Below are 20,868 nucleotides of genomic sequence, written 5' to 3'. Positions count from 1 at the left end.
CGGCCTTACTCAGCTTCGGATTCGAGGTTGAGATTGACGGCGCGAGCCGGTACGACGGTGGAAATGGCATGCTTGTACACCATCTGGGTCACGGTGTTGCGGAGCAGGACGACGTACTGGTCGAACGACTCGATATGGCCTTGCAGCTTGATCCCGTTGACGAGGTAAATCGATACCGGGACGTGCTCTTTGCGCAAGGCATTGAGGAATGGGTCTTGTAACAGTTGCCCTTTGTTGCTCATAACAGCTCCGTAATGTTGTTGTAGTTTAAAAGTTGGAGGCGTTAGCCCCCATTTCAAGTGCACGGGGCAAGATTCAGCTTTGCGAACGATGGCCTGGGCTTACTGTAACCTGTTTTACGCCTTCTTGTCGTACTGCTACGCTTAAGAAAGAATTAAACCGGCCGCGTCCGCCGCCCGGCACCCTCCTTAATTTGCGTCCTTGGCGAACGGGTTCTTCCCGCTGCGCAGCTCGATCCGCAGCGGCGTGCCGACCAGGTTGAAAGTCTCGCGGAAATGCTTTTCCAGGTAGCGCTTGTACGGCTCGGTGACGCCGTCCAGGGCATTACCGTGGATGACGATGACCGGCGGGTTCTGGCCGCCCTGGTGGGCATAGCGCATCTTCGGACGGGTGCTGCCCTTGCGCTTCGGTTCCTGCTTCTCGATCGCTTCCTGCAGCGCGCGCGTCAGGCGCGGCGTCGACAGGTTGGCGGTCGCGGCGGCATAAGCCGTGTTCACCGAGGCCATCAGCTGCTTGATGCCGGTGCCCTTCAGCGCCGAAATGAAACGCGTCTCGGCAAAGCCCAGGAAGTCGAGCTTGCGGTCCATGGTGTTCTTGACTTCGTCGCGCTGGTCGCTCGTCAGGCCGTCCCACTTGTTGACCGCCACCACCAGGGCGCGGCCCGATTCCAGGATGAAGCCGGCGATGTGGGCGTCCTGCTCGGAGATGTCCTGCTGGGCATCTAACATGAGGACGACGACGTTCGCCTCCGACACCGACTGCAGGGTTTTGACGACCGAGAACTTCTCGATCGCTTCGAACACCTTGCCGCGGCGGCGGATGCCGGCCGTGTCGATCAGCGTGTACTTCTTGCCCTCGCGCTCGAACGGCACTTCGATCGAGTCGCGGGTGGTGCCCGGCATGTCGAAGGCGATCACGCGCTGCTCGCCGACCAGGGTATTGATCAGCGTGGACTTGCCGACGTTCGGACGGCCGACCAGGGCGATCTTGACGCCGTAGTCCTGGCTTTCCAGTTCTTCTTCCTCGTGCGGACGCGAGGCGAAGGCCTGGTCGAGCGCCTCGTTGACGAGGTCGTGCACGCCGTCGCCGTGGGCGGCCGAAATGACGTACGGATCGCCCATGCCCAGTTCGTAGAACTCGGCGGTGACCGAGGTGTACTTCATGCCCTCGGACTTGTTAATGACGAGCATGACCTGGCGGCCGGACTTGCGCAGGAAGTCGGTGATCGTCTTGTCGTGCGGGGTCAGGCCCTGGCGGCCGTCGACGATGAAGACGACGATGTCGGCTTCCGCCACCGCCTGCTTCGTCTGCAGCGCCATCTCGTGCATGATGCCTTCCTTGGCGACGGGCTCGAAACCGCCCGTGTCGATCACCAGGAACGGCCGCTCGCCGATACGCCCTTCGCCGTAGTGGCGGTCGCGCGTCAGGCCAGGGAGGTCGGCCACCAACGCGTCGCGCGAACGGGTCAGGCGGTTGAATAGGGTCGACTTCCCGACGTTCGGGCGACCAACGAGTGCAATTACCGGCTTCATGTAGTTATTCTATTCGACCGCGATGGCGGTCACAGTTCCATTTTGTGTTTGAAAAATCAGGTTCGAGCCCGCGACGAGCGGGGTACCCGTGACGGCGCTGCCGTCGGTGGCGGCGCGGGCGAGGAAGCTGCCGTCCTCGCGCGACAGGAAGTGCACATAGCCTTCGTAGTCGCCCACCGCCACCGCGCGGCCGTAGGAGACCGGGGTAGACAGGCTGCGGAAGGCCAGCTTGTCGTTCTTCCAGGCGCTGGCGCCGCCGTCGCGGTTAAAGGCGTGCAAGGCGCCCTTGTCGTCGGCGGCGAAGACGAAGCGCTGGTCGACGGCCACGCCAACCGTCGAGGAGAAATCGCGCGACCAGCGCTGGGTGCCGCTGGCCACGTCGTAGCAGGCGACGCGGCCCTGGTAGGCCACGGCGCAGACATCGGATTCGAAGATGGTCGGCGCGCCGCCGAGGTCGGTCACGCGCTCGAGTTCGGTGGCGCCGCGTGCGGTGCCGACCTCGACTTCCCAGCGCGGGGCGCCGGTGGCGAGCAGGAAAGAACCGAGCTTGCCGGCCGGCTGGGCGATGATGACGTCCTTGTCGGAGACGAGCATGCCCGGCGCGGTGCGCAGGGTCAGTGCCGGCGCGGTGCGCTGCACCGTCCACTTCTTCTGACCGGTGCTCGCGTCGATGCCGACGATGCGGTTGTCGATCGAGCGCGCCACGACGATGCCCTGCCCCACGGCCGGCGCGGAGAGGATTTCGCTCGACAGCTGGTTCTTCCACAGCGCCTTGCCGTCCATGTCGAAGGCCATCAGGACGCCGTCGGCGGCACCGACGACGATCACGTTGCCGTCGGTGCCGACGCCGGCGGTCAGTTCGCTGCCGGCCTTGATGCGCCAGAGCGGACGGCCGTCGGCGGCCTCGACGCGCGCGATGCTGCCGTCGCCGCCGGCGACGACCACCGTATTGCCGGCCAGCACAGGCGAGAACTGGAAGCCGCGCGACTTGCCCAGATCGAGTTTCCAGGCGGTGCGCACGGCCATCGTGCCCTTCAGTTCGACGAGTTTGGCCGGCTCGGCGCCCTTCGATTTCGATGCGAACGGATTGAGCGAGCTCAAGGTCGAGCAGCCCGTCATCAGGGCCAGGACACCGACACCAACCAGCTTACGGGTAATACGCATTTTTCTTTTACCTTGTTCTAAGTCTGAAAAGGAAGCAAAGCCCGCGCCCGCCAGGGCGGCGGGCGCGGGCTATCGATCAGTCTGCGGCTTAAGCGGCAGCCTTCGGCGCACCGGGTGCGGCCGGGGCGGTGCCGCCGATGGCTTCGAGCTTGATGCGCACCAGCTGGGTGCCCGGATGCTTCGGGCCCATGGCGGCCAGCGCGGCGACGTAGGCGGCGCGGGCATCGGCGATCTTGTTCTGGGCCACGAGCACGTCGCCCTTGCGGTCGGCCACTTCGGCGCTGAACTGCGGCAGGTGCTTTTCGTTCAGCAGCTTCATCGCGCCGTCGAAGTTCTTCTCGTCGAGCAGGACGCCGGCCAGGCGCAGCTGGGCCACCGACTTGTATTCGTCGTTGCCGTTGTCGATCACCCATTGCAGCTGCGTCTTGGCGGTCTTCAGGTCGTTTGCCTCGAACGCGGTCTTCGCCGCGGCCAGCGCGCTCATCTGCGCGTAGGTGGTGCGCTTGAACTTCGACTGGATGTCGGAGGCGATGCGCTGAGACTTGGCGTTGTCCTTGGCGGTGACGGCATCGGTCAGCTCGTCGTACAGGGCCGAGGCCTCCACTGCCTGCTTGCGCGTATGCGAATTCCAGAAGTTGTAGGCAGCAAAGGAGCCGAGGGCGAGGATGAGCACCCAGGTGATCAGGTTGCCGTACTTGGACCAGAAAGCCTTGAAGGTGGCGATCTGTTCTTGTTCTTCGAGGTCGTATGCCATGTCGTTCGTCTAGATGGTTATGGGGTGAATCGGTCGGTCTCTGCTACGGCTGCTTATGGATGGTAATGCACGTGCTCGTGGTCGTGGTCATGGTCGCCGACGATGGCGTCGACGATGTGGTCGACCACGGCGTCGAAGGCGACGGTCGCTTGCTGCTGCTCGCCGACTTCGCCGCGGAGGGACTTCACGGCCGCCACCTTGTTCGCCACTTCGTCCTCGCCCATGATCACGGCGAACGATGCGCCGCTGCCGTCGGCCTTCTTCATCTGGCTCTTGAAGCTGCCCGCGCCAGTTGGCGTTGCGCAATGTAACACAACGTCAAGGCCGGCATCGCGGAGGCGCTCGGCCAGGATGAAGGCCTGCACCTGCGCTTCTTCGCCCTGGTGCACCATGTAGACGTCGCATTGGCTCGGCTGTGCCGGTTCGCCAAGACCCTTCATCAGCTCGATGATACGCTCGATGCCCATCGCGAAACCGACGCCCGGCGTGGCCTTGCCGCCGAACTGCTCGATCAGCGGATCATAACGGCCGCCGGCGCAGATGGTGCCCTGCGAACCGAGTTCCTCGGTGACCCATTCGAACACGGTGCGGTTGTAGTAGTCGAGGCCGCGCACCAGGCGCGGGTTGACCGTGTACTGCACGTTGTTACGATCCAGCAGGCGCTTGACGCCGTTGAAGTGGGCCAGCGACTCTTCGCCGAGGTAGGACAGCAACTGCGGCGCGCCGTTCACCATCTCCTGCATGGCCGGGTTCTTGGTGTCGAGGATGCGCAGCGGGTTGCTGTGCAGGCGGCGCTTGGCTTCGGCGTCGAGGATCGCTTCGTGCCCTTCGAAATAGGCGATCAGGTCGGCGCGGTGGCGCAGGCGCTCCTCGGCATTACCGATGGAATTGAGTTCCAGGCGCACGTTCTGCAGGCCCAGGTCGTCCCACAGGCGGCGGCACAGCATGATCAGTTCAGCATCGATGTCCGGGCCGGCAAAGCCGACCGCTTCCGCGCCGAACTGGAAGAACTGGCGATAGCGGCCGCGCTGCGGACGCTCGTGGCGGAACATCGGGCCCTTGTACCAGAGGCGCTTCGGGCCGTCGTAGACCATGTTGTGCTCGAGCACCGCACGCACGACGCCGGCCGTGCCTTCCGGACGCAGGGTCAGCTGGTCGCCGTTCATCGAATCGGTGAAGGAATACATTTCCTTCTCGACGATGTCGGTGACGGCGCCGATGGCGCGCGCAAACAGGCCGGTTTCCTCGACGATCGGGGTGACGATTTTCTGATAGCCATAGCTTTTCAGAATGGTCTCTGCGGTATTTTCGAACAATTCCCACAGCGGCGCGTCGCTTGGGAGGATGTCGTTCATGCCTTTGATGGCGACGATTTTTTCTGGTTTGGACATGTTGATATTCTTCGATTCTGAAGGGTGGAGTCCTGACTCCACGCGGTACGGCATTTGATGAGCGGTGCGGCATGCATAGGCACGAACGCGTGGAGTCAGGACTCCACCCTACTTCTACGGTTAAACGATGATCTCGCCCTGGTGGCCGTAATTCTTCTTCACATATTCCAGCACGATGTTCTGGAACTCATCCACGATCCGCTCGCCGCGCAGCGTCGCCACCTTCTGGCCGTCGACGAACACCGGCGCGGCCGGCGATTCGCCGGTGCCCGGCAGGCTGATGCCGATATTGGCGTGCTTCGATTCGCCCGGACCATTGACGATGCAGCCCATCACGGCCACGTTCATCGCTTCCACGCCCGGATAGGACTTCTTCCATTCCGGCATCGAATCGCGCAGGAAGGTCTGGATGTTGTCGGCCAGTTCCTGGAACACGGTCGAGGTCGTGCGGCCGCAGCCCGGGCAGGCGATCACCATCGGAGTGAACTTGCGCAGGCCCATGGTCTGCAGGATTTCCTGCGAGACCACGACTTCTTTCGTGCGGTCGCCGCCCGGTTCCGGCGTCAGCGAAACGCGGATGGTGTCGCCGATGCCCTCTTGCAGCAGCACCGACAGGGCCGCCGTCGAGGCGACGATGCCCTTGCTGCCCATGCCGGCTTCGGTGAGGCCCAGGTGCAGCGGGTAGTCGCAGCGGCGCGCCAGTTCGCGGTAGACGGCGATCAAATCCTGTACCGCCGAGACCTTGCACGACAGGATGATCTTGTCGCGCGCCAGGCCGACTTCCTCGGCGCGCACGGCGTTCTCGATGGCCGAGGTGATCAGGGCTTCGTACATCACGGCTTGGGCGCTGAACGGATTGGCGCGCGCGGCGTTCTCGTCCATGATGCGCGCCAGCAGCGACTGGTCCAGGCTGCCCCAGTTGACGCCGATGCGCACCGGCTTGTCGTGCTTGATGGCCACTTCGATCATCTGGGCGAACTGGGTGTCGCGCTTGGCGCCCTGCCCCACGTTGCCCGGATTGATGCGGTATTTCGACAGCGCGGCCGCGCATTCCGGGAAATCGCGCAGCAGGATGTGGCCGTTGTAGTGGAAATCGCCGACCAGCGGCACGTCCACTTCCATGCGGTCGAGCTGTTCGCGGATCAGGGGCACGGCGGCGGCCGCTTCCGGCTTGTCGACGGTCAAGCGCACCATTTCGGAACCGGCGCGCGCCAGCTCCTTGATCTGGATGGCGGTGCCGATCACGTCGGCGGTGTCGGTGTTGGTCATCGACTGCACCACGATCGGGGCGTCGCCGCCGATCCAGACCTTGCGCTCGCCATGCTGCACCAGCACGCGGCGGCTTGGGCGGCGCGCCATCGGGCCCGAAGGAATTGGCAGGTTCGTAGAAGTCATTCGTTGTTCGTCCGTCGTTGTTTCTGACTGTCCGTCGGGGCGGGCTGTCTTCTCTCGGCGGTGCCGAGGCTACACGTTGTTTGGGTATTGCGGTTGTCTTTGTTTGGCTATTGCGCTTGTTTCAGCGTGACGCGCGAAATCGTCTTGCCCGGCACCGGCGGCAATGCGAGCGCAGCGCCGCGCAGCGTGGCCGAGACGCCGGTCGGGTTGCCGACCACCAGGGTTGCCGTGCCCGGCACTTCGATCGTCTCGGTGCTGCCCGCGCGCACCAGGCGCGAGATCAACGCGCGGCCGCCCTGCGGTTTCACCTCGATCCACGAATCCTCGCGCACGCTCAGCACCAGGGTGTTGGCGCCGGCGGCCGGCGCTGCGGCCGGCGTGGCCGGCGTTGCCGCGGGCGGCGTGGCGGCGGTCACCGTTGCCGGCGCCGTGCTCGCCGTGCTGCCGGTCGCGGCCGGTGGCGTAGCCGCAGCGGGCGCAGCCGGCGCCGGCGGCGTGGCCGCACCCGTTGCCGCGCCCGTCACCGGGGCGGCGCCGGCCGGCGCGTTCGGGTCGGCCGGCACCGGCACCGAGATCAGCGGCACGGTCGGGTTGTGCACCGTGTCGACGGCCGGGGCATTGGCGCCGACCGTGTCCGCCGGGGCGGTCAGGATGGCGTTCTCGCCCGTGGCCGGCGTCGTGCTGCCCGGCAGCGACACCAGGCCGAAGTGCCAGGCCGCGGCGCCGGCGGCGGCCACGACCACGACGCCGGCGATCCAGGCCAGCGGCAGGCTGGAACGCTTGCCGTGGGTCGGATAGCGCGAATGCGAGAACGACGTGGGGCGCGAGGCTGGACGGTTGCCGCGCACGGCGCTGCCCGACTCTTCCATCGCCGGCGTATCCATCGGCACCATTGCCACCAGCGGGGCCGGGTCGAGCCGCAGGATCTTGGCATAGGCGCGCACGAAACCGCGCGTCACGGCGGGACTCGGCAGGGCCGCATAGTCGCCCGCTTCGATCGCCACCACCTGGCGCACGGCCAGCTTGAGCTGCTCGGCCACCTGCTCGACCGTCCAGCCCATCGCTTCGCGCTGGCTGGCCAGGGTCGCGCCCGGGTGGCTGTGGTGGTTGTCCGAAGTGGCGCTTCCCTCTGTGCGCTCTGAAGTCATTGTCGTCTCACTCATCGAAAGCCCCGCGCTCGTACGCCAGATACTCGGGCGAGCCCGGGAAGCGCCGCCGCAGCTGCGCCACCAGGCTGGCCTCCATCGAGCGATCGCCCAGTTTGCGCTGCACCCGCAGGGCGAGCCACAGCGCATCGGCGGACAGGTTGTCGAGCTTCGACGACTCTGTCAGGCGGTTTATGAAAAAACCGGCGCGGGTAAAATCGCGCCGCTCGAAATAGACCCGCGCCAGGCCGCTGGAGACGGCCGGCAGTTCGGGGTTATAGCGCAGTGCGTCGAGCAGGTAGCGCTCGGCCGCATCGATATTTTTGGTCTTCAAGCTACAGACGCCCGCGTTCACGAGCGCGCTCACCGGCGTCTTGTAGGTCGGGTTCTTGAGCGCGGCGTCGAACTGGCGGATCGCCTCGACGGGCTTGTTCGCCGTCTGGCACAGGAAGGCGCCGTAGTTGTTGGCCAGTTCCGGATTGCGCGGCGCCAGGCGCAACGCGGTGCGGTAGTTCTCGTCGGCCAGCGGCACCTCGCCCATCGCCGTGTAGATCAGGGCGCGCATGCCGTAGGCGTCGGCATAATCGGGGTCGGCGGCGAGCGCCTGCTTGATTTCGTCGAGGGCGATGTCGTACTTGCCCTGCTGGTAGTAGCCGACCGCCAGCTGCAGGCGGATGTTGGCGCGCTTTTCCAGCGCCGTCTGGTCGGAGGCGGTCTTCAGTTCGCGGCCGCTGTCGCCAGGCGCGGCGCAGGCCGCCAGCACGCCGAGCGCGAACGCTGCGGCGAGGCGTGCCATGCTCCGGCCTGGCTTCCCGTCTTTCAAGAAGGAATCTCCACGATGCGCCCGAAATCGGCGCCGAATTTCTTCTGGTACTCGACCATCTTTTCCATGCGCTGGGCGACCTTGGTGCGATCCTGCACTTCGCCGGCCAGCTGGCCGCAGGCGGCATCGATGTCGTCGCCGCGCGTCTTGCGCACGGTGGTGACAATGCCGGCGTTCATCAGCACCTCGGCGAAGGCCTTGATGCGGGGGTTCTTCGAACGCGTCAGGCCCGATTCCGGGAAGGGATTGAACGGAATCAGGTTGAACTTGCAGTTCACGCCCACCACCGGATCGTTGACCAGCGCGATCAGTTCACGCGCGTGCTCGTCGCTGTCGTTGAACTCGTGCAGCATGCAGTATTCGAAGGTGATGAAGTCGCGCGGCGCGAATTCGAGATAGCGCTTGCAGGCGGCCATCAGTTCGCGCAGTGGGTATTTCTTGTTCAGCGGCACCAGGATGTCGCGCAGGGCGTCGTTCGACGCGTGCAGCGACACGGCCAGCGCCACCGGCACGTCCTGAGCCAGCTTGTCAATGTTCGGCACGACGCCCGAGGTCGACAGGGTCACGCGGCGGCGCGACAGGCCGTAGGCGTTATCGTCGAGCATCAGCTTCAAGGCGGTGGCGGTCGGCTCGTAGTTCAGCAACGGCTCGCCCATGCCCATCATCACGACGTTGGTGATCTGGCGCTCGCCCTTCGGGCCGGGCTCGATGCCCTTGGTGCGGCGCAGCTCGAACTCGGCCATCCATAGCTGGCCGATGATCTCGGCCACGGTCAGGTTGCGGTTGAAGCCCTGCTTGCCGGTTGAGCAGAAACGGCAATTGACGGCGCAGCCGGCCTGGGTCGAGATGCACAGCGTGCCGCGGTTTTCTTCCGGGATGAACACGGTTTCGACCGCATTGCCGTTACCGACGTCGACCAGCCACTTGCGGGTGCCGTCGGTGGACGTGTGGTCGCTGATGATGCCAGGGGCCGTCACGGTCGCGCGGGTTTTCAGTTTTTCGCGCAGCGACTTGGCCAGATCCGTCATGTCGTCGAAGTTGCTCGCTCCGAACTGGTGGATCCAGCGCTGCAATTGCTTGGCGCGGAACGGCTTCTCACCCAAGTCGGCGCAATAAGCGACGAGTTGCGCGGGATCGAAGTCCAGCAGGTTGGTGAGAGTCGTCATGATTGTCCTGTGTATTTCCAAATAACCCCGCTCGCGCCGGCCTTGGGGCCGCGGGCGAGCGGTTCTTGATGCGGCTATGCTTGCTTACTTCGGCAAGCGATTACTTCAGTTCTGGGAAGAAGTAAGCGATTTCGACTTGTGCGGCTTCGACAGCGTCCGAACCGTGGACGGCGTTAGCATCGATCGAATCGGCGAAGTCGGCGCGGATGGTGCCTGGCGCTGCTTTCTTCGGATCGGTCGCACCCATCAGGTCGCGGTGTGCCAGGACGGCGTTCTCGCCTTCCAGAACCTGGATCATGACAGGGCCCGAGACCATGAAGGTGACCAGGTCGTTGAAGAAACCGCGCTCTTTGTGGGCAGCGTAGAAGCCTTCAGCCTGCTCGCGCGACAGCTGGGTCATACGGGCTGCGACGATCTTCAGGCCAGCGCCTTCGAAGCGGCTGTAGATTTGGCCGATCACGTTTTTTGCAACTGCGTCTGGTTTGATGATCGACAGGGTGCGTTCGATTGCCATGTAAAAACTCCAATAAAAAGAAAGGTTTAAATCGAGAAGAAGAGAACTCAATCAACCTTTGATTTTACCATACCTCGCCCCATATAGCCGATATTGCAGCGGCGAGCGGCAAAGTGGTAGAGTGGCGGCGAAAAACCGCCTTGTCAAATGCCGCGCCATGGTCGGTGGACTTCCTTATGCAGCGCTTAAGAGGAGGCTTTCCATCTTGGCGCCGTGCTATGCTTGAGTGGCAATACATATTTATCCAACTGGAGGCAACATGAATCCCATCCTGCAAAAGCAACCCGCTTACGACGTGGCCGTAGGCCAGGTCGCGCGCAACAAAGTCCTGCGCAACACCTTCTGGCTGCTCGCGCTGTCGATGATCCCGACCGTGCTTGGCGCCTTTGTCGGCGTGACCATGGGCGTCCCGATGCCCGCCGGCTTCATGGGTTTCATCGTCTTCATGGCGATCGCCTTCGGTTTCATGTGGGCGATTGAAAAAACCAAGGAATCGGCGACCGGCGTTGCCGTGCTGCTCGGCTTCACCTTCTTCATGGGCCTGATGCTCACGCCCCTGCTGCGCCACACGCTCGGCTACTCGAACGGCGGCTCGCTGATCATGACCGCCTTCGGCGGCACCGCCTGCGTGTTCGCGGTGATGGCCAGCATTGCCACCACGACCAAGCGCGACTTCTCTGGCATGGCCAGCTGGCTGACCGCCGGCGCCGTCGTGATCCTGCTGGCGATTGTTGCCAACATCTTCCTGCAGATCCCGGCCCTGACGATCGTGATCTCGGTGCTGATGATCGGCGTGTTCTCGGCCTTCATCCTGTACGACGTGCAGCGCGTCGTGAACGGCGGCGAGACCAACTACATCACTGCCACCCTGGCGATCTACCTGGACGTGTTCAACGTCTTCACCGCCCTGCTGCGCCTGCTGGGCATCATGGGCGGCGACGACTGATCGCTTCCTCGTGAATAGAAAACCGGCCTGCGGGCCGGTTTTTTTACGTCTACAGTTCGGGCCGGCGCCGCTTCAGCGCCTCGGCCAGCGCGGCCAGGGTCACCGGCTTGACGATGTGCAGGTCGAATCCGGCTTCCAGCGCCGTCTTGCGCACGGCCGCCGAGCTGTAGCCGGTCAGGGCCACCAGCTGCGGGGCCTCGCGCCCGAGCGCCTGGCGGGCGCGGCGCGCCACTTCGAAGCCGTCGATGCCCGGCAGGCCGATGTCGACGATCGCCACTTCCGGGCGCTGCGCCAGGATCTGCGCCAGCCCGTCGTCGCCGCTGGACGCCTCGATGACCGTATGGCCGGATGCGGCCAGCAGGTCGCGCAGCGTGTGGCGCGCATCGGCATTGTCCTCGACGACGAGCACATGGCGGCGCTCGCCCGGCGGCGGGACGAAGCGCAGCGCGACCTGCTCGGCCGGCAGCGTGGCCTCGCCGGCAGTCAGCAAGGGCAGCTCGACGACGAAGACGCTGCCCTGCCCCAGGCCCGCGCTCTCGGCATGGACGCGGCCGCCGTGCAGCTCGGCCAGCGAACGCACCAGGGCCAGGCCGATGCCCAGGCCGCCGCGGGCACGGTCGATGCAGGTGTCGACCTGGACGAAAATGTCGAAGATCGCGTCCAGTTTATCCGGCGGAATGCCGCGCCCCGCGTCGCGCACGGCGATCCGCGCCCAGGGCTTGCCATCGGCCTCGAAAGCCTCGAGCAGCACCTCGACCTTGCCGCCGCGCGCGCTGAACTTGGCGGCGTTGTTCAGCAGATTGGCGAACACCTGCTCGAGCCGGGTGCTGTCGCCCAGGATGGGGCAGGACGCCGGCGCCAGGTGCGCGCTGAGTGTCACCTCGTTGCGCTCGAACAGCGCACGGGCGGCCTGCAGCGCACTGCCCAGCACGTCCTGCAGGACGAGCGGCGTGCGCCGCAGTTCGACTTCGCCGCGGGCGATGCGCGCCATCTCCAGCAGGTCGTCCACGAGGCGCGTCAGGTTGCCGACCTGGCGCTTGCAGACGGCCAGCACGTCCTGCTGGCGGCGGGCGTCGGAACCGATCAGCTCCCATAGCTGTAGCGCCGAGGAAATCGCGGCCAGCGGGTTGCGCAGCTCGTGCGCCAGCATCGCCAGGAATTCGTCCTTGCGCTCGGCCTCCTCGCGCGCCGCGCGGGCGTACTCCGACAGCGTGGCGTTGGCGTCGCGCAGGCTGCCGTTGAGCCGGTCGAGCTCGCGGCTGCGCTGCACGACCTCGGCTTCCATCCTGCGCTTGTCGGACGTCAGGCGCTCGCTCTCCTCGCCCAGCAGGACGTATTCGGTGACGTTGTCGACCCGGTGCACGATGTAGAGTAGCTCGCCGTCCTCGTCCAGCACCGGGGCGTTGACGGGACTCCAGTAGCGCAGCTCGAAACCGGCGCCGTCCTCGCGCGGGACGTCGTAGCGCTGCACCGCCATCACGTCGGCGACGCGGGTCGCGCGCACGCGCTCGAGCGAGCGCCCGAGGTTGCGCGTCGAATTCGCTTCGGGCGTCAGGGGATTGTCGGGGAAGACTTCGAAGACCGGACGGCCGACGATTGCTTCGCGGCGCTTGAGCGTGCCGCGCAGGTACTCGTCGCTGACGCCCGCGATCGTGAAGCCGGGATCGGGGCGCAGCAAGAGGAAGGCTCCCGTCACCGCTTCGAAAATCCGCCGAAAATGCTCGGGAGGAAGTTTTGTTTTCACAGTTTTTACCGACTGACAGCCGGCGATCGGGCCATCCTGCCAGAGTGCAACGGCCTTACGGCCGTGTCAATCGGCGCACGCGCCGTCAGGCGTCGGCCAGTTCGAACACGCCGATCGACTCCACGTGCGAGGTATGCGGGAACATGTTGACCACGCCCGCCTTCTTCATCACGTAACCGGCGCGGTGCACCAGGACGCCGGCGTCGCGCGCCAGGGTCGAAGGGCTGCACGAGACATACACGATGCGCCGCGGCAGGTACTCGGCCTTGCCGCCTTCGCGCAGCTCGGCCATGGCCAGCGCCAGGGCGATCGCGCCGTCGCGCGGCGGGTCGACCAGCATGCGGTCGAACTTGCCGAGGGCGACCAGGTCATCGGCCGTCACTTCGAACAGGTTGCGCGTGTAGAAGGTCGTCTTCTCCGACAAGCCGTTCGCTTTCGCGTTTTCCAGCGCGCGCGTGGTGAGCACGGTGCTGCCCTCGATGCCGACCACCTCTTTCGCCTGGGTCGCCAGCGGCAGCGTGAAGTTGCCGAGGCCGCAGAACAGATCGGCCACGCGGTCTTCCGGCTGCACTTCCAGCAGGGTCAGCGCCTTGTGCACCAGGGCGCGGTTGATCTGGTGGTTCACCTGGGTGAAATCGGTCGGCTTGAAAGGCATGCGCACGCCGAACTCGGGCAGCGTGTAGTACAGCTCCTGGCCGAGCGGGTAGAAGGGATAGACCGTGTCCGGGCCCTTCGGCTGCAGCCACCACTGGATGCCCCACTCGTCGGCGAAGGCTTTCACCAGCTCCTCGTCCTTGGCGGTGAGCGGCGCCATGATGCGCAGCACCAGGGCCGTGGTTTCCTCGCCGACCGCCACTTCGATCTGCGGCATCTGGTTGTAGATCGACAGCGAGCCGACCAGTTCGCGCAGCGGCATCAGCATGCCGCCCAGATGCGGCGGCAGGATGTGGCAGTAGCGGATGTCGGCCACATAGGACGAGGCGCGCTCGTGGAAGCCCACCAGCACGGTGCCCTTCTTCTCGACGTGGCGCACCGAGAGGCGCGCGCGGAAGCGGTAGCCCCAGGTCGGCCCGTACATCGGGCGCATGATGTTTTCCGCTTTGACCTTCGAGAGGTGCCAGAGGTTGTCTTCCAGCGTGCGCTGCTTGATCGCGACCTGGGCGGTCGGTTCCAGGTGCTGCATCGAGCAGCCGCCGCAATAGCCGAAATGCTCGCAGCGCGGTTCGACGCGCATCGAGGAGGCGCGCTGCAGCGTGACCATGCGCCCCGCTTCCCAGTTCTTCTTCTTGCGCTTGACCTCATAGCTGACGCGCTCGCCCGGCAGGGCGTCCTCGACGAAGATGACCTTGCCCTGGCTGCCGTCCTCGTTCTCGAGGTGGCCGACGCCGCGCGCATCCGCGTCGAGCGACTTAATTTCGATAAAAGTTTCTTGCATAGAAATAGGGTGAGCACTCCGTGCCCACACAAAAGCGTAAGAATGAGGGGAATCGTAGGGTGAACGGCTATGCCGCTTCGCGTAATTCAGGCCCCCGGCCTGAATTACTCCACGCGTTCAAGCTGCGCCTGCCACTGTTCAAGCGTCGAAAACGCGGCAGCAAATCCGCCGCATCATAGCAAGGAATCGCGCACCACGCCACGGGCCGCCATCGCCCGCTTCAGCTTGACCAGCGCTTCCTGCTGGATCTGGCGCACGCGCTCGCGGGTCACGCCCATCTCCTCGGCCAGGGTTTCCAGGGTGGCGGGGTCGTCGTTGTCCAGCCCGAAGCGCCGCATCACGACCAGGCGCTGCTTTTCCGGCAGGCGCGTCAGCCAGTCGCGCACCAGTTCGGTCATCTCGTGCTGCTCGGCACGCGCGTCGGGGCCGTCGTCGAGTTCGCCCGGCAGCATGTCCATCAGGCTCGAACCGGGATCGTTGTCGAGCGGCGCGTCGAGCGAGGCGGCGTGCTCGGACAGCGCCAGGATGTCCTGCACCTCTTCCGCCGGACGCCCGACCAGGCTGGCGATGTCCTCGACGCTGGCGTCCTTGCCGTCGTGGTGCTGGGCCTCGAGGTGGTATTTGGCGCGCAGCACGCCGTTCAGTTCGCGCACCATGTGCACCGGCAGGCGTACCGTGCGCGCCTGGTTCATGATGGCGCGCTCGATGCTCTGGCGGATCCACCAGGTGGCGTAGGTGGAGAAACGGAAACCGCGCTCCGGCTCGAACTTGTCGATGGCGCGCATCAGGCCGATGTTGCCCTCCTCGATCAGGTCGAGCAGGACGACGCCGCGGTTGATGTAGTGCTTGGCGATCGAGACGACGAGGCGCAGGTTATGCTCGATCATCTTCTGGCGGGCGTCGAAGTCGCCTGCCTTGGCCAGGGTCGCGTAATGCGACTCCTGCTGGGCCGACAGCAGCGGCCGGGTGCCGATCTGGTTCAGGTAGTGCTGGGTGGTGTCGGTGGAGAGCTCGGCGGCGAGCACTTTCTTGAGTTCGTCGACGCTGTCGACCTCGGCGGCCGCGCCCGGGAGCAGCGGCTCGGCGTCGGCGCCGTCGCGGCCCGCGCCGTAGCCCGACGCGGCCTCGCCGTCCAGATCGTCAGGCAGTTCGTCTGTCTGTGCGTCGGAAACGTCTCGATCCCGTGAGTGCGGCGGCAGCGTCATTGGCCCTCTCTACAAGCATGTTACCAAATCGCCATGACGTGCTTACACGCTCTATCGGCTGGGCAGGAACCTCGACGGATCGACTGGCTTGCCCTGCTGGCGAATCTCGAAATGCAGCTTCACCGTCTCGGCATCGGAATCGCCCATCTCGGCGATCACCTGCCCCTTGGCCACGTTGTCGCCTTCCTTGACGACGATCGCGCGGTTATGGGCATAGGCCGACAGCAAGCTGTTGCTGTGTTTGACGATGACGAGGTTACCATAACCTCGGATGCCGCTACCAGCGTACATTACTTTGCCGGCGCCCGCCGCCATGACTTGCTGTCCCGCGCGCCCGGCAATATCGATGCCCTTGTTCTTGCCTTCGTCGAAGGTGGCGATGATGCGTCCATCCGACGGCCACATCCAGCTCAGCTTCTCGTCGTCGGTGGCGGTGACGGTGGCGCCGACGCGCGAACCGGTCACGGCCACGGCGGCGGCCGGTGCGGCGGCATTGGCCGCGGCGACCGTTTCGGCGCGCTCGCCGGCCTTGTCGCTGCGCGCGTCGGCCATGTCTTCGCCAACGGTCTTCTTGTCGGCGCGCGGCGTGGTCTTGCGCGGTACCGTCGGACGGGTTTCCGGCGGCATCGGCACCGGCTGGGTCACGACGACCGAGCTGGACTGGCGCTCGTTGGGCGCGACGCGTAGCACTTGTCCGACCTTGATGTCGTCCGGATCGGCCAGGTTGTTCCAGGTGACAAGGTCGCGATAGCTCTGGCCATGGTCGAAGGCGATGCGCAGCAGCGTGTCGCCGCGGCGCACGGTATAGGTGCCCTTCGCGTCCTGGCGCGGCTCCTCGGTGCGCACCGGCGCCGGGCGCACTTTCGCGGTAGAGGAACCAACGGGGCGCTCGATGACCGGCGCCTGGCGGGAGGTGGTGGTACAGCCGGCAACCAGGCCGAGCGTGAGCGTCAATAGGACTAAGCGGGGTGTTTGTTTCATTCTCATCTAAAAATTCTTACTTGCTGTGCAGCGCTGAAACCAGGCATTACCAGAGCTAAGCGGTGCCCGGGCGCAGAGGCACGAAATGGCAGGCTTCCAGGGTTTCGCTGATCCACTCCGACTTGCCGGTGCGGGTGATGCGCTGCAGGTGTTGAACCTGGCCGCCGACGGGGGCCACCAGGCGCGCGCCGATGGCGAGCTGTTCGAGCAGGGCGCGCGGTACTTCCATCCCGGCCGCGGCGAGGATGATACCGTCGAATGGCGCAACCTGCGCGAGCCCGAGCATACCATCTCCGTAGTGCAAGCGCAGATTGGCCAGGCGCAACGAACGCAAATTCGCCTTCGCCAGCTCGTGCAAGGGCTTGATGCGCTCGATCGAATACACGTCCTGCGCCACCCGCGCCAGCACCGCCGCCTGGTAGCCGCAGCCGGTGCCGATTTCGAGGACGCGGTTCAATTGCTTGCCGTCGCGCATTGCCTCAATCATGCGGGCGACGATATACGGCTGCGAGATCGTCTGGTGATGGCCGATCGGCAGCGAGGCGTCGATGTACGCCTGGCTCGACAGCGCCGGCTCGATGAACAGGTGGCGCGGCACGGCGTCCAGCGCCGCCAGCACCACCTGGTCGCGCACGCCCTGGTTTGCCACCCGCGTCACCATTGCGCGGCGGATCGCTTCGGTCGCCATCAGATCCGAGCGCTGCGCCGTAGGCGCGCTCTGGGTGGTCGAGGCGGCGTAGCCGGGCAGCTTCGGGCCGGGCTGCGGGGCCTTGGGCGCCTGGGCGCCGGCGACGGCGTGCGCGGCGTTGCGGGTCGCGGTCTGCGGTGTGGCAACCGGCGCCTGCGTTCCGGATTTACGCGCGCCGCCGCCGGTCACCGACGACAGCGGCAAGGGAAAGGTGCCGCGCCCGGGCGGATTGGAGCGGTCGCTCATGCGAGTCCCTGTGCCAGCAAGGCGAGCTGGGTCTTGTGGGTCAGATCCACCTGCAACGGCGTAATGGACACCATGCCATGCGAGGTCGCATGGAAATCGGTGCCTTCGCCGGCATCGCGGCAGGCGCCCGGCGCACCGATCCAGAAGATCTCGCGCCCGCGCGGATCCTGCGAGCGGATCACCGGTTCGGCCTGGTGGCGGCGCCCGAGGCGGGTCGGGGTCAGCGCTCCGATCGCTTCGTAGGGCAAATTCGGAATGTTCACGTTCAGCAGGTAGGGCGAGGGCAGCATGTCGAACCGGCGCTGCACGACATCGCGTGCGACGCGGGCCGCGGCGTCCAGGTGCTCCCAGCCGTGGTTCACCTGCGAGAAGGCGATCGCCGGGATACCGAACAGATAGGCTTCGGTGGCAGCGGCGACCGTGCCCGAATACAGCGTGTCGTCGCCCATGTTCTGGCCATTGTTGATGCCGGAGACGACCAGGTCGGGCGGCGCGTCGCCCATGCCGGTCAGGGCGATGTGCACGCAGTCGGTCGGCGTTCCATTGACGAAATAGAAACCGTTGGCAGCGCGCGTGACCGTCAGCGGACGGTCGAGCGACAGCGAGTTCGACGCGCCCGAGCGATTGCTGTCGGGGGCGACCACGATGATTTCGGCGATGCTCGCCAGGGCGTCGGCCAAGGCGTTGATACCAGGGGCGAGATAGCCGTCGTCGTTACTGATAAGAATTCGCATCCGACGATTTTACCTGAAGCAACGCTTTGAACGCGCATTCGCGCGACATAATTTCGGGCGCACGGGGCATAGCGACTGCGTGGCGGCGTTGCGCTGGAACGACGCCACGCCCCGGTCTTGCCTGACCGCCAAGCCGTCAGCGCAGGGCCAGCGGACGTCCGCCGGCGGCCTCGATCAGCGCACCTTCGAGCGATGCGACCTCGTCTTCGGCAAAGGCCAGCAGCGCATCCTTGTCGCCGTCGTCCTGGTAGACCTGCTTGATCAGGGCCACCCCGCGCCGCCGCAGCGGCTGGGCCACCGTCGGCCGCAGGATGATTTCGCGCAGGCTGTCGGCAAGCTGGCGCGCTTCCCGCGCCCGCCCGCCTTGAACCAGCTGGTGCAGCTGCCCGAGCTTGTGTTCGAGCGGCTCGTGGCTGCCTTGAGCGTTCGCAGCGCGCGCGCCCGGCGGCCTGGCCGTGCCCTGCCCGCCGGCCCTCGGCAAGGCCGGGGCCGGCATGCCGCCCGGCGCGTCGTACGGGCCGGCCGACATCGCGCGCAGCTGCATCAGGCGGTGCCCGCCCTCCTCCACGCTTTGCTCGAGGCGGCGCGCATCGGCGCTGTGGCCCTGGCTGGACAGGGTCTGGGCCAGCATCTGCTTGCTGCGCAGGGTTTCCTGGTCGTCCATGCCGCGCAGGCGCTCGTGCAGATTGACCACGTGCTGCTGCAGGCGCCGCGCCTCTTCGAGTTCGCCCTGCTGACTCAGCGTCGAGGCCAGGCGCAGCAGCACGCCGAGGGTGTCGGGATGTTCCGAGCCGAGGCGGCGCTCGCGCGCCATGGCGAGTGACTGCTGCATGTCGCGCACCGCGCCCAGGTCGCCCTGGGCGGCGAAGATCTCGGCCAGCGCTTCGCGCGCCTGCAGGGTCAGCGCGCCGTCCATGCCGGCCTGGCGCTCGCGCACCCGCACCACGCTTTCCTGCAATTTGCGCGCATTGCCGAGGTCGCCCATGTCGCGCAGCAGCGCGGCCAGCTGCTGGGTGCAGCGCAGCGTGTCCTCGTGTTCGGTGCCGAGCACGCGCTGGCGGCCTTCCAGCACCCGCTCGTAGAGCATGCGCGCACGCGAGTATTCGCCCTGCAGCGCCAGCGTGCGCGCCTGGCCGGCGACCGCGTCGAGGGTGGCGATGTGGTTCGGGCCGTAGAGTCGTTCGCAGACATCGAGCACCAGGTCGTGCAGGCCGAGGGCCGCGGCAAACTCGTCCTGGCGCGCCAGTGTGGCGGCCAGGCCGGAGCGCGCCGCCAGGGTTTCCGGATGATCGGGCCCGGCGGCGCCGAGGCAGCCCTCGAGCAGCGCTTCGTACTGCTGGCGCGCCTCGCCCAGGCGGCCGCTGTCGCGCAGCACGGCGGCGAGCGCGGCGCGGCTGGCGCGGGTGTCGGGATGGTCGTCGCCCAGCAGGCGCTGGCGCAAGGTGGTGCTCTCGGCGAAGCAGTCGCAGGCGCCTGCCAGGCGTGCGCCGTGCAGGTACAGCTCGCCCAGGCGGAGCAGCTCGCGCGCCAGCAGCACCGCGTTCGGATCGAAGGCCGAGGGCGCAGTGCCGCGCCGTTCTCCCAGCGCCAGGCGCGCGCGCGCCGCTTCGACGGCGTCGAGCAGCTCGATTTCCAGGCGCGACTGCCAGGGGAAATGGCCGGACGCCGCCCAGCCGAGCAGCGCTTCGACGGCGCGCGTTTGCGAGAGCCGGTCGCCGTCGCGCTCGGGCAGCATGCCCAGGTGCTGGGCGACGCCGCTGGCGATCGCGCCGTGCAGCTGGACTTCGTCGAAATAGCTGTCGAGCGAGACCTGCGCCAGGCCGTAGCAGTCGCGCAGCAGTTGTTCGAGCCGGGGCTGGTAGCCGGCGACGCCCTTGTGCGGGTCGCCGCGCCGCCACAGCAGGCGCCGTTCGGCATCGACGCCGTCGGCGCCGCAGGGCACCGGATACACCAGCAGCGGACGCTGGGCTTCCTCGTGGCTGCAGCGGTACTCGATGGCGCGCATGACGACGCCGGCCAGGCCTTCGAGGCTGCGGCTGTTCGGCGTGAACAGCCCGACCAGGCGATCCGGCAGCAGCGTGGTGCAGACGCTCACCGCCGCCGAACGACCGCCGCGGCAGTCGATCAGCACGTGACGGAAGTGGCGCGTCAGGTGGGCGGCGAAGGCACGGAACAGCGCCGGGCAGGCGGCGAACAGGCCGTCCCAGTCCATGCGGTCGGCGCGCTCGCCGAAGCTGTCGTCGAAGCGGCCGGCGCGCATCAGGTACAAGGTCCGGCTCTGGTCGACGCGTTCGACGTAGGCTTCCCAGTCGATCGCCTCGAGCACCAGCCTGGCGCGTTCCTCGTGGTCGTCGCCGCAGGTGCGGCCCAGGGCCTTGAGCTGCTCGCGGCAGGCCTCGAAGTATTCGAGCAGGCCGGGGCGGCCGCCCTCGAGGCGGGCTTCGCCGCGCGCCGCCTCGGGCCGGCCCGCCGGGGCGCGCCCGGCCCCGGCACGCTGCGCGTTGCGGCCCTCGTCGCCATGCGTAGCGTCGTAGCTGGGGTAGCGCTCGTCGCGGGTCGGGAACAGGTGGTGCAGGCCGGGCGCTTCGGTGTCCCAGTCGATCATCAGCACCGGCATGGTCGCATTCTGGCGCCCCGCCAGCAGCACGGCGCTGTCGGCCAGCGCGATGCTGCGCGCGGCGCCGCTCTCGAAGCTGTAGAAGGTGGTCACTTCGCCGGGGCCGCCGGTAGGCGGCAGTGTCAAACGGTTGATTTCCATGGAGCCC

The 20,868-nt window shown here is 66.3% G+C and carries 18 protein-coding genes; 1 reads left to right on the top strand and 17 read right to left on the bottom strand.

Going from position 1 to position 20,868, the window contains the following annotated elements; translation table 11 throughout:
* Positions 1-5 precede the first annotated feature (5 nt).
* From hfq to ndk, 10 genes are all read right to left on the bottom strand, one after another.
* Positions 6-242, bottom strand: a complete 237-nt coding sequence (hfq, locus tag ASF77_RS01275) for an RNA chaperone Hfq (protein ID WP_019141241.1) — start codon at positions 240-242, stop codon at positions 6-8.
* A 186-nt stretch (positions 243-428) separates the two neighbouring features.
* Complete coding sequence (gene der, locus ASF77_RS01270; RefSeq protein WP_056333274.1) at positions 429-1,772, bottom strand: ribosome biogenesis GTPase Der; 1,344 nt, start codon at positions 1,770-1,772, stop codon at positions 429-431.
* Between the two features lie 9 nt (positions 1,773-1,781).
* Complete coding sequence (gene bamB, locus ASF77_RS01265; RefSeq protein ID WP_056333271.1) at positions 1,782-2,936, bottom strand: outer membrane protein assembly factor BamB; 1,155 nt, start codon at positions 2,934-2,936, stop codon at positions 1,782-1,784.
* A gap of 88 nt (positions 2,937-3,024) precedes the next feature.
* A complete protein-coding gene (locus ASF77_RS01260) occupies positions 3,025-3,690 on the bottom strand; it encodes a tetratricopeptide repeat protein (RefSeq protein WP_056333266.1) in 666 nt (221 codons plus the stop codon).
* A 53-nt stretch (positions 3,691-3,743) separates the two neighbouring features.
* Positions 3,744-5,081 carry a histidine--tRNA ligase gene (gene hisS / locus ASF77_RS01255; RefSeq protein ID WP_156648694.1) on the bottom strand — a complete coding sequence of 446 codons (1,338 nt, stop codon included), beginning with the start codon at positions 5,079-5,081 and terminating at the stop codon, positions 3,744-3,746.
* A gap of 120 nt (positions 5,082-5,201) precedes the next feature.
* Positions 5,202-6,476, bottom strand: a complete 1,275-nt coding sequence (ispG, locus tag ASF77_RS01250) for a flavodoxin-dependent (E)-4-hydroxy-3-methylbut-2-enyl-diphosphate synthase (RefSeq protein WP_056333257.1) — start codon at positions 6,474-6,476, stop codon at positions 5,202-5,204.
* A 107-nt stretch (positions 6,477-6,583) separates the two neighbouring features.
* Entirely contained in the window at positions 6,584-7,624 is a 1,041-nt protein-coding gene (locus tag ASF77_RS01245) for a RodZ domain-containing protein (RefSeq protein ID WP_056333253.1), read from the bottom strand.
* A gap of 7 nt (positions 7,625-7,631) precedes the next feature.
* Entirely contained in the window at positions 7,632-8,417 is a 786-nt protein-coding gene (pilW, locus tag ASF77_RS01240) for a type IV pilus biogenesis/stability protein PilW (protein ID WP_056333248.1), read from the bottom strand.
* A gap of 23 nt (positions 8,418-8,440) precedes the next feature.
* Entirely contained in the window at positions 8,441-9,610 is a 1,170-nt protein-coding gene (gene rlmN, locus ASF77_RS01235) for a 23S rRNA (adenine(2503)-C(2))-methyltransferase RlmN (protein ID WP_056333242.1), read from the bottom strand.
* 100 nt (positions 9,611-9,710) lie between these two features.
* Entirely contained in the window at positions 9,711-10,124 is a 414-nt protein-coding gene (gene ndk, locus ASF77_RS01230) for a nucleoside-diphosphate kinase (protein ID WP_056333238.1), read from the bottom strand.
* Between the two features lie 259 nt (positions 10,125-10,383).
* On the opposite strand from ndk, the gene ASF77_RS01225 reads away from it, so the two are divergent.
* The gene (locus ASF77_RS01225) at positions 10,384-11,070 is read left to right on the top strand and encodes a Bax inhibitor-1/YccA family protein (RefSeq protein ID WP_056333233.1); all 687 of its coding nucleotides are present in this window, start codon (positions 10,384-10,386) and stop codon (positions 11,068-11,070) included.
* A gap of 49 nt (positions 11,071-11,119) precedes the next feature.
* Here the strand turns inward: ASF77_RS01225 and ASF77_RS01220 are convergent, their stop codons facing one another.
* The 7 genes from ASF77_RS01220 to ASF77_RS01190 all read right to left on the bottom strand — a co-directional run bounded on the left by ASF77_RS01220 (position 11,120) and on the right by ASF77_RS01190 (position 20,861).
* Entirely contained in the window at positions 11,120-12,766 is a 1,647-nt protein-coding gene (locus tag ASF77_RS01220) for a hybrid sensor histidine kinase/response regulator (RefSeq protein ID WP_156648693.1), read from the bottom strand.
* Between the two features lie 133 nt (positions 12,767-12,899).
* Positions 12,900-14,249: a 23S rRNA (uracil(1939)-C(5))-methyltransferase RlmD gene (gene rlmD / locus ASF77_RS01215; protein ID WP_056333224.1), complete on the bottom strand. Its 1,350-nt coding sequence runs from the start codon at positions 14,247-14,249 to the stop codon at positions 12,900-12,902.
* A 173-nt stretch (positions 14,250-14,422) separates the two neighbouring features.
* Positions 14,423-15,454: an RNA polymerase sigma factor RpoS gene (gene rpoS, locus ASF77_RS01210; protein WP_056333221.1), complete on the bottom strand. Its 1,032-nt coding sequence runs from the start codon at positions 15,452-15,454 to the stop codon at positions 14,423-14,425.
* Positions 15,455-15,505: 51 nt separating this feature from the next.
* A complete protein-coding gene (locus tag ASF77_RS01205; RefSeq protein WP_056333215.1) occupies positions 15,506-16,435 on the bottom strand; it encodes a peptidoglycan DD-metalloendopeptidase family protein in 930 nt (309 codons plus the stop codon).
* Between the two features lie 55 nt (positions 16,436-16,490).
* A complete protein-coding gene (locus tag ASF77_RS01200; protein ID WP_056333211.1) occupies positions 16,491-17,369 on the bottom strand; it encodes a protein-L-isoaspartate(D-aspartate) O-methyltransferase in 879 nt (292 codons plus the stop codon).
* The gene (gene surE / locus ASF77_RS01195) at positions 17,366-18,103 is read right to left on the bottom strand and encodes a 5'/3'-nucleotidase SurE (protein WP_056333206.1); all 738 of its coding nucleotides are present in this window, start codon (positions 18,101-18,103) and stop codon (positions 17,366-17,368) included. Before surE ends, ASF77_RS01200 begins: the two co-directional genes overlap by 4 nt.
* A 136-nt stretch (positions 18,104-18,239) precedes the next feature.
* On the bottom strand, positions 18,240-20,861 hold the full coding sequence (locus ASF77_RS01190; protein WP_082493494.1) for a tetratricopeptide repeat protein: 2,622 nt from the start codon (positions 20,859-20,861) through the stop codon (positions 18,240-18,242).
* Positions 20,862-20,868: the final 7 nt, after the last annotated feature.

Origin of the sequence: Massilia sp. Leaf139, from assembly GCF_001424165.1 — a bacterium.
Lineage (GTDB): Bacteria > Pseudomonadota > Gammaproteobacteria > Burkholderiales > Burkholderiaceae_D > Telluria.
Note: the sequence above shows the minus strand (reverse complement) of the source record. Positions and strands in the feature narration are given on the sequence as shown.